The sequence below is a fragment of the uncultured Candidatus Puniceispirillum sp. genome (assembly GCF_963979125.1).
GTDB lineage: Bacteria > Pseudomonadota > Alphaproteobacteria > Puniceispirillales > Puniceispirillaceae > Puniceispirillum.
Genome location: NZ_CAXBVX010000074.1, coordinates 1 through 10628, shown reverse-complemented (window position 1 = coordinate 10628; position 10628 = coordinate 1). Strand labels below are relative to the sequence as shown.

The window sequence follows — 10628 nt, the reverse complement described above, 5'->3', positions numbered from 1 at the left end:
GGTGCCATGTGGCACATCGGCATCAGCTTCATCAAATGCGCCATCATAGATGGCCTGCACTGTGTCATAGGTTAGACGGGCATGTGATTTGATAAGGGCGCGCTGGATTGAATGGCTGATCCGTTTGCCGTCATTATCGATAAAAATTTCAGCCACCATGGCGGCTCTGTCTTCATGCGGGCGCAGTGAGCAAAGATCGTTTGAAATGGCTTCAGGTAACATGGGTACGACCATATCCGGTAGATAAACCGAATTGCCTCGTGTTCTTGCTTCCTTATCGAGGGCAGAACCCTGCCGCACATAATGCGATACGTCAGCAATGGCAATTAATAGCCGCCAACCACCTGTGTCGGTTGGTTCGGCAAAAACAGCATCATCAAAATCCTTTGCATCGGCACCGTCAATTGTAACCAGGGCAATATCGCGTAAATCCAGACGCCCTTTAACTGGAGGTGTTTTTAATGCGTTCGCTTCGGCAATGACAGCATCGGGGAAATGCTGTCTTATATTGAATTCAGCTATCGCCAATGCACTAAAAGCGCCTGTGCTACTGGCTGATCCCAGATTGCGGACGATTCTAGCTGTCTTTGCTAGATACCCCTTTGACGGTAGTAATTCGGCTTCGACAAGATCGCCTGGTGCGCATGGGGCTGATGATGATGTCTGTACGCTAATCGCGTCGCGTTTACCGCGTTCGGCGGGCATAAGCTTAAAGCCTTTGTTTGTCGCGCTGATTTCGCCGAATAACCGTTTTTGCTGGCGTTCAAGGACTTTGATAATGCGCGCTTCGTAGAGATTTGGGCCAACACGAGCGAGCCGTGCCAGAATGGTTTGGCCAACAGATGGCGCGCGGCCTGCCTTGCGGCTAAGAATAACACGAATTTCGGGGGCGTCGGCATCTTGATCGCTGCTTTCGCCTGCAACACGTGCCAATCCATCACCATTGTCATCAAATGACATGAGTTCAAGCACGGTAACTTCGGGCAATTGTTCTGGCGATGCAACACGTCGGCCTTCGCGCCGCGCCAGGACGCCTTTTTCGCTTAGATTGCGCAAAAGCCTGCGTAAGGGCGCACGATATTCCTGTCCAATATTGAAAGCACGGACAATCTCACGCTGAGTAGGGGGAGTGGCACAGCTATTTACAAAATCGACAATCGCCTGTTGCGAGGGAAGTCCCGTTATATTTGCGCCATCGCTGTCGTGATTATCATCCACTAGTTAGCTTTCTTACTGCTCTTTTTAGCTGTTGCCTTTTTCTTGGCCACTGCTTTTTTCTTAGGTGCGGCCTTTTTCTTTGTTGCCGCCTTTTTGGATGCCTTCTTTGCTGGCGTCTTTGCGGCTTTTTCTGCCAGCAGTTCGATAGCCTGATCCAGTGTTACATCGGCAATATCAACATCCTTGGGCAGTGTCGCGCGTAATTTATTATGTTCAACATAGGCACCATAGCGCCCCGCTTTGACATAGACATCGCCTTTTGCCGGATGCGCGCCAAGTACACGTCCCTTTTTCTTTGCTGATTCAGCTAGCAAATCGACTGCCCGATTAATGCCGACAGTCAATAAATCGTCATCAGCAGGTAAGCTGGTAAAACCGCCTTGATATTTCAGATAAGGGCCAAACCGTCCCAGCCCAGCCTGAATCATATCACCTGATTCCGGATGCGCGCCTACATCACGTGGCAAAGCCAATAGTGATAAAGCGCGATCAAGATCGATGGCGGCCGCGCTTTCCCCTTTTGGTAAAGACGCACGCTTTGGTTTTTTGGTCTCAGGGTCACCTATCTGAACATAAAAGCCATAGGGGCCTTTACGCAAAAATACGGGTAATTCTGTTTTTGGATCAATGCCAAGGTTTTTATCACCGACAGGCGCGTCATCTTCGCTACCATCACTGTCAGTCAATTTGCGGGTGAATTTACATTCGGGGTAATTTGAACAGCCTACAAAGGCTCCAAATTTTCCAAGTTTTAACCCCAGTCGTCCATCGTCACAATTCGGGCAAGACCGCAACAAGGCACCATTTTCATCAGCTTTGAAAAAATGTGGCCCCAATTCTTCATCCAGAACATCAAGGACGTTTGTAATCGTCAGGTCTTTGGTGCCATCGATAGCGGATTTAAAATCACGCCAGAAATTCGCAAGTAATGCTTTCCAATCAAGCCGACCTGCCGAGACTTCGTCAAGCTGGCTTTCAAGCTGTGCAGTGAAATCATATTCAACATATTTGTCGAAGAAATTACCAAGAAATGTAGAAACAAGACGGCCACGGTCTTCGGGAATGAAACGATTGCGGTCCTTGACGACATAATCCCGGCTTTGCAGTACCTGAATAATTGAGGCGTATGTTGAAGGGCGGCCAATACCAAGCTCTTCCATACGTTTGACCAGGCTTGCATCTGTAAAACGAGGGGGTGGCTGGGTAAAGTGTTGTTCAGGAGAAACTTTCTGTATCCCTAGCTTTTCGCCCTCTTTCATTTCTGGAAGCAGATTGGAACGGGTTTCATCCTTTTCATCTTTATCGTCTTGGCTTTCCATATATACGGACAAATAACCATCGAAAACCATCACTTGGCCATTGGCGCGCAAAGTAACAGTTCCCGCAGGATCAGTAATATCAACGCCAGTTTGGTCTAGTTCGGCAGATTGCATCTGACTGGAAATCGTTCGCTTCCAAATCAACTCATAAAGTCTGAACTGGTCATGATCCAAAAAGCTACGCATAGCTTCTGGGTCACGGGTTATATCTGTTGGGCGGATGGCCTCGTGCGCTTCTTGTGCATTAGCGGCCTTAGTTTTGTAAACACGTGGGCTTTCTGGCAGATAGCGGCTACCAAAGCGCGATCCAATATCGTCTCTTAAGGCGGCAATGGATTCTTTGCCAAGCTGGACACCATCGGTTCGCATATAGGTAATCAGACCTGTTGTGTCACTGCCAATATTGATGCCTTCATAAAGGCGCTGGGCAATCTGCATCGTCCGGCTTGCTGAAAACCCAAGCTTACGCGAAGCTTCCTGTTGCAAGGTAGAGGTGGTAAATGGCGGTGATGGATTACGTTTTACACGTTTGGTTTCAATCGTTTTGACGGATAAATCAGCGGCATTGATCTTGGCTTCAGCTGCTTTTGCGGCGGCTTCATCTGGAATGCCAAGTTTGCCAAGCTTCTCACCGTCAATATGGGTCAGGCGTGTCATGAAATGACGGCCATCTGCCTTGGCCATCTCGGTATCAAGGCTCCAATATTCATCAGCTGTAAAAGCCTCAATTTCGGCCTCACGCTCGCAGATCAGGCGCAAGGCAACCGATTGAACGCGGCCAGCTGATTTTGATCCGGGCAATTTACGCCACAGAACTGGCGAAATCGAAAAACCAACCAGATAATCAAGCGCGCGGCGAGCGCGGTAGGCATCAATCAACTCTTCATCAAGCGCACGTGGATTATCCATCGCCGCCAAAATCGCCGATTTGGTGACTTCGTTAAACACAACGCGCTCAACAGGCATGTCATTGACAAGCTTTTTGGCTTTTAATTGCTCAAGCACATGCCAGCTTATCGCTTCACCTTCGCGGTCAGGGTCAGTGGCGAGGATTAACTTGTCAGCATTTTTAAGTGCGCTGGTTATTTCTTTGAGATGTTTTTCCGAGCCAGATGAAATTTGCCATTTCATCTCAAAATCATTTTCTGGGGAAACGGATCCGTCCTTACTTGGTAAATCACAAACATGTCCGTATGAGGCAAGCACTTTATAACCGTCACCAAGGTAACGATTAATGGTTTTTGCTTTGGCAGGTGATTCGACAATAACGACTTTCATTGGATGATCCGACTATTGGTGGAGGCCATCCGATATAACGTAAAATGCAATTTGTCAAAATATCTGATGCGTTTTTACGTATTTGACGCATATTTAAGTGTTGATTGCCGCTATTTTAGACACCCGATTGCCATGATGCCGCAAAATAACACCTGCAAGTTCTAGTTCAAGTAATGCTGCCCATACAATCGAGGCAGGCATATCAGATAGATGAATAATATCGTCGATTGTAACCGGATCATGGCCAACACCTTCAAGAATGATGTTTCGGCATTTGTTAACTGCATTGGCGCTAGGTTCAGGCGCATTGGTGTCTTGAACTGGCGGGGGTGGCGGCTGAGACACGGTATAAGGACGACTAAGGCATTCAAGGATGTCAGCTGTGTTTTGAACTAATGTAGCCCCTTCGCGGATCAATTTGTTGCATCCTTCCGAACGGGGGTCAAGCGGAGAGCCAGGAATTGCCATGACCTCGCCACCGCGTTCTGTTGTCTCACGAGCAGTAATTAATGATCCTGATTTGCCTGCGGCTTCAACAACAATAACGCCATGTGACAGACCAGCGATAATACGGTTGCGAATGGGAAAATGACGTGGTGTTGGCTGGGTGCCAGGTGGCATCTCGGCTAATAATAGCCCGCGCTCAACAATGGCATCAAAAAGATCGCTGTTTTCTTGTGGATAGACCAAATCTATGCCGCTTGCGATGACTGCAACCGTGCCATTTTCAAGCGCGCCGTTATGTGCGGCAGTATCAATGCCGCGGGCAAGACCTGAAACAATGACATAGCCATGCGCGCCAAGTTCGCTTGCCAATTTTTCGGATAAACGCTTGGCATTTATTGACGCATTACGGGCCCCAACCATCGCCAGCATTGGTTTCTGCAATAAATGCACATTTCCTTTTGCTGATAATAAGGCAGGCGCATCGTCAAACATATCAAGCTGGCGCGGATATTGTTCAGTGCCACGAAACAGCAATGTTGCCCCGGCGTCTTCATTAGCGGTAAATTCAGCTTCCGCATCAGCAAGGCTGGCAGGCATAAGCTTTCGTCCACCACGCTTGGCTAGTTCAGGCACTGCCCGTAAGGCGTCTCTGGCCGTTCCGTAACGACGCATCAGCAATTTATATGTCATTGGCCCGACATTTTGCGTTCGAATTAACCGAATGCGCGCCAGCTTTTCGGAATGTTCCATTCCTATAGCTATAAAGCAATCATCTTAACCAAAGGTTAACTGTAAAGTATAATATGCTATTTTTGGTCAGCTTTTTTGCCAATTTTGGTCTCTTGACCAGATAGAAGCCGACCAATATTGGCGTGATGACGTACCCAGATCAGACCTGTCATCACAATCATGAAAATTGGGATCGCATTGATATTGTCCGCGTTATTGCCTGTCAGGACAAAAGCGCCAATCGTTGCGCCCATTGTGGCAACAAGCGCGGCAAGTGACGAATAGCGTGTCACAAAGGCTGTGCCAAGCCATAGCACAGCAAATATCAACCCATACCGGATATCCAAAGCGCTCATGACGGCAAGATATGTGGCGACACCTTTGCCCCCTTTAAAGCCAATCCAGACCGGAAAGCAATGGCCGATGATGGCAATCAATCCGGCAAGCGCTGCCGCATTCGCATCAATAAAATGGGCGGCCAATATAACAGCAAAGGCCCCTTTGCCAGCGTCAAGAATAAGGGTGAGGGCGGCGACAGCGCGTTTGCCAGTCCGCAGTACATTGGTGGCGCCAATGTTGCCACTGCCAACGTTACGAATGTCACCGCCACCGAATAAACGTGTCAGGACAAGGCCAAACGGCACCGAACCCAATAAATAGGACGCTACAATAATCCACAAATAATCAAAACCTTTCATCATTTACCGCAACGTTTGTTTAACCGCGTCTAAAGACTTCTTTGCCATCGACATAGGTCGCATCAATAACACCTTGAACGGGTTGTCCTTCAAATGGTGTGATGCGCGATGCCGACGTGAAATTCACCCCTTTTACTATCCATCCGGTATCTGGACGGAACAGAATGATATCGGCTTGGCTACCAGGTACTAGGCTACCACCTGGCACATCAAGGATAGTTGCAGGTGACAGGCTGAGAATGTCAATCGCGCGTATCATTGAAATATGACCACCATGAACAAGGCTGATTGTCAGGGCAAACAATGTATCAATTCCGGACGCCCCGGGCTGTGACGGACCAAAGGGTTGCATTTTTGCATCGCCATCCACAGGTACATGATCCGATGAAACAGCGTCAATGGTGCCATCAGCCAGACCTTCTATAACGGCAAGCCGGTCATCTTCGCTTCGTAAAGGCGGCGATAGTTTCATCGCCGTATCATAGGTGCTTACAGCCAGTTCATTCAGAATAAAATAAGGCGGCGCGGTATCAGCGGTAACAGGCAAACCCTCGGCTTTGGCTTTGCGAACAGCGTCGATACCAGCGCGCGTACTAATATGTGCGACATGATAACGGCCACCAGTCAGGCGAACCAGATGAAGATCGCGGTCAATAATAATAACTTCAGCAACTGCTGGACTGCCAATAAGGCCAAGGCGAGTTGATGTTTCACCTTCATTCATTTCGCCATCGGCTATAAGCGAGGCATCTTCGCAATGCTGGATGACAGGCTTGTCAATCATGCTGGCATAGGACAGCAAACGGCGCATGACCAACGCATCCTGAATTGATGTGATCCCGTTACTAAAGCCAACCGCGCCTGATTCAGCCATAAGCCCTAATTCGGCCATTTCTGTGCCAGCAAGCCCCTTTGTTGCGGCGCCATAGACATAAAGCTGTGATCCGCCCTGACGAGATGCACGAAGACATAGCGAGTCAATCATGCTTGCATCGTCAATAATCGGTTGGGTATTAGGCAAACAGGCAAATGCGGTGACCCCACCGGCGGCGGCGGCGTATAACAGGCTGTTCAGGTCTTCAAGATGCTCTGCACCCGGATCACCTGATTGAACACGCATGTCAACCAAACCCGGTGCCAGATAGCTATGCGCACAATCAATAATCTTTGTGTCTTTTGATGCTTTGGGGGCATCTCCAAGCCCGCAATATTTGATAACGCCGTTTTGAACGTCAACATAACCAATGCCATCCAGGTTTTGAGAAGGATCAATTATATGGGCATTTATAAATTGGATGTCTGTCATGATGTGCTATCCAATCCAAGTGCCAGCGCTTCAAGGCATGCCATACGCGCGGCAACGCCCATTTCGACTTGCATGCGGATAAGGCTTTTTTCAACATCATCTGCTGTGGCTGAGTCAATCTCGACACCACGATTCATTGGTCCTGGATGCATAATCAGAGCATTTGGCGCTGAGCGTTCGAGCTTGGCTTTGTCAAGGCCGAAGAAATTGAAATATTCGCGCTGTGATGGTGTTTCGGTGCCTGCCATACGTTCGGTTTGCAAGCGCAACATCATGACGATGTCAGCGTCCTTGATACCAGTTTCCAGATCGGTAAAAACGCTGACGCCCATTTGGTCAACCGCCGCAGGAAGCAAAGTCGCCGGACATACCAAGCGTAATTCTGCCCCTAATGTGCCTAGCAGGTGAATGTTTGATCGCGCCACGCGGCTATTGGCGATATCTCCACATATGGCTATGCGTAACCCCTCAATATGGCCTACGCGGCGGCGGATGGTCAGTGCATCTAGTAAAGCTTGAGTTGGATGTTCATGTCGGCCATCGCCAGCATTGATCACCGCGGCATCTACATGCTGGCTCAGAAGTTTGGCCGCGCCTGCGCAATTATGTCGGACTACCAGAATATCGGGATGCATCGCGTTCAATGTCGTTGCCGTATCAAGCAGGGTTTCGCCTTTTTTCACCGACGAACCAGCCACTGAAATATTCAATACCGAACCGCCAAGTCGTTTGGTGGCCAATTCAAAGGACACGCGGGTTCGGGTTGAGTTTTCATAAAATAAATTAACGACTGTCTTGTCTTTGAGAGCCGAAGATATGCTGGATTGAGACGTGCTGGCAAATGCGTCACCTCGGTCAAGGAGGGCGCGAATTAGAAGCGGAGACATGCCTTCAATGCCTAGAAGGTGTTTTGTTGGCAAGCTTACAGGAGCCGAGACATTAGCCGAAGCAGTGCGTTTGGATGACGTCTTGTTCATGAAGAGTAGTGTATAAACGAAAGCGGTACTATTGGTCTAGTGATATTTCAATCGGCGCACCAGCATATAAAATAATTTAGTCTTGAGTTATCACTCCATCATGTATCGCATCCAGCGCTGATTGTAAAATCCAGCCAGCGGCAAGGGCGTCCCGTCGCACAGCGCGTTTGTTGCGGGTCATGTCGGCGGCAATCATCGCGCTTTCAACCGCATGCGTGGATAAGCGTTCATCCTGAAGAAATACTGGAATATCTCTGATACGCATAAGGGCATAGGCAAAATCCCGAGTCGAATCACAACGTGGTCCAGCCGAGCCATCCATATTTAGCGGCCATCCCAAAACCAACCCGCCCACATTTTGTTCATCTACCAACTCAAATAATTCTGCAACATCAGGGGTGAATTTGGTTCGGTATAGGATTTTCACTGGCGTTGCGATTTTTAAACCGGCATCAGACAATGCCAAACCAATGGTTTTTTTACCGATATCGAGCCCAAGCAGGCGCTGACCATCAGAAATTGACTGTTTTACATCGTTTAGCTTGCAGATCGGCATGGTGAATGATATTTCGCTTGTTGTACTTACCTATTAACAGCAAAAAGCACAGTGACATGTCCGTTGACAAGACCACAGTCGCTAAAATCGCCCGACTGGCCCGTATTCATGTTGATGAATCGCGTCAGGAGGCTATTGCCGACGAATTGAACGGTATCCTTGCATGGATCGCCGAACTTGATGAAGTGAATACAGACAATGTAGAGCCGTTGGCAAGCGTTACCGGACATTCGTTGCCTATGCGTGACGATATCGTTACCGATGGTGGCTATGTTGATGATGTGCTGGCCAATGCGCCTGAGACTGCAAGTGGATTTTTTGTTGTACCAAAGGTTGTTGAATAATGCAGGACTTGCTCGCTTTATCGGCAGTTGAGGCGCGTGCTGCCCTTGACGCCAAAGATATTTCATCGGTTGAATTGACCAGCGCCTATATTCAGGCCGCTGAGGACACTGCCGGATTAAACAATTATGTTCTGCTTGCGGCTGATAAAGCACTCGACATGGCTAGTGATGCCGATAAAAGGATTGCCGCTGGCAAAACGGGTGTTTTGGAAGGTTTGCCAATTGGCGTAAAAGACATGTTTTGCACCAAGGGCGTGACATCAACGGCCTGTTCAAAAATTCTTGATGGATTTGTACCCGTTTACGAAAGCACTGTAACTGCCAATATGTGGACGCAAGGTGGCGTGATGCTTGGCAAGCTTAATTGTGATGAGTTTGCCATGGGGTCGGCGAATGAAACCAGCTATGCAGGTCCGGTAGTAAACCCATGGGATGCTGGCGATGGTGTTGATCTGGTGCCGGGTGGGTCTTCGGGCGGATCAGCTTCGTCTGTGGCGGCGCGATCAGCCTTGTTGAGTGTCGGTACTGATACAGGCGGTTCAATCCGGCAGCCAGCCTCCTTCTGCGGTATTGTCGGCCTCAAGCCAACCTATGGTCGCTGTTCGCGCTGGGGCATTGTAGCTTTTGCGTCATCACTGGATCAGGCAGGGCCATTTTCACGCGATGTTGCCGATAACGCCTTGTTGCTGAGCGCGATGGCAAGCCATGATGCCAAAGACTCGACTTCGGCCGAAACCCCGCTACAGGATGTGGTTGCAGCGGTCGGTGAGGGCGTCAAAGGCATGAAGATTGGTATTCCGCGCGAATACCGCATGGATGGCATGGATGAAGATGTTGAAAAACTCTGGCAACAGGGTCAAGCATGGCTGAAAGACGCAGGTGCTGAGCTGGTCGATATATCATTACCGCATACAAAATATGCCTTGCCTGCCTACTACATCATTGCGCCGGCTGAGGCCTCGTCTAATCTGGCGCGCTATGACGGGGTGCGCTATGGTAACCGCATCGAAGCGGAAGCGCTTGATGACATGTATGGGCTAACCCGCGCTGAAGGTTTTGGTGATGAAGTGCAACGCCGGATCATGATTGGCACCTATGTGCTGTCTGCGGGCTATTACGATGCCTATTATCTGAAAGCCCAACGCGTAAGGCGACTAATCAAAAATGATTTTGACGATGCCTTTACCTCGGTTGATGCGATTCTGACGCCAGCAACGCCTTCGGCCGCATTCCCAGTGGGACGCAAGGTTGATGATCCTGTTATAAATTACCTAAATGATGTCTTTACTGTGCCAGCAAATCTGGCTGGTTTGCCGGGTATGTCTGTGCCAGCTGGCTTTAATCAGGCGGGGCTACCTCTTGGTTTGCAGGTGCTGGCCAAGCCATTTGACGAAGCTGCGATCTATAAAGTCGCCAAAGTTATCGAAGATTCGGCAGCCATAAGCACAAGGCCGCAACGCATGGCAGGAGGTGCGTGATGAGTGATCTAGTTGCAGGTCGCACAGGCGATTGGGAAGTTGTGATTGGTCTTGAAGTGCATGCGCAGGTTTCATCATCTGCCAAGCTGTTTTCAGGCGCCCCAACAAAATTTGGTGCTGAGCCCAATCAAAATGTATCTTTGGTTGATGCGGCCATGCCAGGCATGTTGCCGGTTATCAATAGCGAATGCGTTTATCAGGCTGTTCGCACCGGTCTTGGTCTGAAAGCCGAGATAAATCTGTTCAGCGTATTTGACCGGAAGAATTATTTTTACGCG

Annotated in this window: 9 protein-coding genes and 1 pseudogene; 3 read left to right on the top strand and 7 right to left on the bottom strand. The window is 49.2% G+C overall.

Annotation, left to right across the window (positions count from 1 at the left end; all coding sequences use genetic code 11):
- The 7 genes from ABNT28_RS08085 to ruvX all read right to left on the bottom strand — a co-directional run.
- A partial coding sequence (locus ABNT28_RS08085) for an RNB domain-containing ribonuclease (RefSeq protein ID WP_348721355.1) occupies positions 1–1218 on the bottom strand: 1218 nt, incomplete at its 3' end.
- Positions 1218–3815 (bottom strand): type I DNA topoisomerase, encoded by a 2598-nt coding sequence (gene topA / locus ABNT28_RS08080; protein ID WP_348721354.1) that lies wholly within the window; start codon positions 3813–3815, stop codon positions 1218–1220. The genes ABNT28_RS08085 and topA, both read right to left, overlap by 1 nt.
- Before the next feature lie 93 nt (positions 3816–3908).
- Positions 3909–5012, bottom strand: coding sequence for a DNA-processing protein DprA (gene dprA / locus ABNT28_RS08075; protein ID WP_332923337.1), 1104 nt, complete (start codon positions 5010–5012; stop codon positions 3909–3911).
- A gap of 56 nt (positions 5013–5068) precedes the next feature.
- The gene (plsY, locus tag ABNT28_RS08070) at positions 5069–5692 is read right to left on the bottom strand and encodes a glycerol-3-phosphate 1-O-acyltransferase PlsY (RefSeq protein WP_348721353.1); all 624 of its coding nucleotides are present in this window, start codon (positions 5690–5692) and stop codon (positions 5069–5071) included.
- A 16-nt stretch (positions 5693–5708) separates the two neighbouring features.
- Complete coding sequence (locus tag ABNT28_RS08065) at positions 5709–6995, bottom strand: dihydroorotase (protein WP_332923339.1); 1287 nt, start codon at positions 6993–6995, stop codon at positions 5709–5711.
- Positions 6992–7972 carry an aspartate carbamoyltransferase catalytic subunit gene (locus tag ABNT28_RS08060; RefSeq protein WP_348721352.1) on the bottom strand — a complete coding sequence of 327 codons (981 nt, stop codon included), beginning with the start codon at positions 7970–7972 and terminating at the stop codon, positions 6992–6994. The genes ABNT28_RS08065 and ABNT28_RS08060 overlap by 4 nt, the downstream gene beginning before the upstream one ends.
- 76 nt (positions 7973–8048) lie before the next feature.
- Positions 8049–8528, bottom strand: a complete 480-nt coding sequence (gene ruvX / locus ABNT28_RS08055; protein WP_332924282.1) for a Holliday junction resolvase RuvX — start codon at positions 8526–8528, stop codon at positions 8049–8051.
- A 56-nt stretch (positions 8529–8584) separates the two neighbouring features.
- Between ruvX and gatC the strand changes: the two genes are divergently transcribed.
- The 3 genes and pseudogenes from gatC to gatB form a co-directional block, all read left to right on the top strand.
- Complete coding sequence (gatC, locus tag ABNT28_RS08050; RefSeq protein WP_332924283.1) at positions 8585–8872, top strand: Asp-tRNA(Asn)/Glu-tRNA(Gln) amidotransferase subunit GatC; 288 nt, start codon at positions 8585–8587, stop codon at positions 8870–8872.
- Positions 8872–10350: an Asp-tRNA(Asn)/Glu-tRNA(Gln) amidotransferase subunit GatA gene (gatA, locus tag ABNT28_RS08045; RefSeq protein ID WP_348721351.1), complete on the top strand. Its 1479-nt coding sequence runs from the start codon at positions 8872–8874 to the stop codon at positions 10348–10350. Before gatC ends, gatA begins: the two co-directional genes overlap by 1 nt.
- A pseudogene (gene gatB / locus ABNT28_RS08040) lies at positions 10350–10628 on the top strand (Asp-tRNA(Asn)/Glu-tRNA(Gln) amidotransferase GatCAB subunit B); the annotation flags it as partial. The gene gatA and the pseudogene gatB, both read left to right, overlap by 1 nt.

Bases quoted from the DNA above. Each gene is read 5' to 3' on its own strand.
- topA (WP_348721354.1), bottom strand. From the start codon at position 3,815: ATGAAAGTCGTTATTGTCGAATCACCTGCCAAAGCAAAAACCATTAAT.
- dprA (WP_332923337.1), bottom strand. From the start codon at position 5,012: ATGGAACATTCCGAAAAGCTGGCGCGCATTCGGTTAATTCGAACGCAA.
- plsY (WP_348721353.1), bottom strand. From the start codon at position 5,692: ATGATGAAAGGTTTTGATTATTTGTGGATTATTGTAGCGTCCTATTTA.
- ABNT28_RS08065 (WP_332923339.1), bottom strand. From the start codon at position 6,995: ATGACAGACATCCAATTTATAAATGCCCATATAATTGATCCTTCTCAA.
- ABNT28_RS08060 (WP_348721352.1), bottom strand. From the start codon at position 7,972: ATGAACAAGACGTCATCCAAACGCACTGCTTCGGCTAATGTCTCGGCT.
- ruvX (WP_332924282.1), bottom strand. From the start codon at position 8,528: ATGCCGATCTGCAAGCTAAACGATGTAAAACAGTCAATTTCTGATGGT.
- gatC (WP_332924283.1), top strand. From the start codon at position 8,585: ATGTCCGTTGACAAGACCACAGTCGCTAAAATCGCCCGACTGGCCCGT.
- gatA (WP_348721351.1), top strand. From the start codon at position 8,872: ATGCAGGACTTGCTCGCTTTATCGGCAGTTGAGGCGCGTGCTGCCCTT.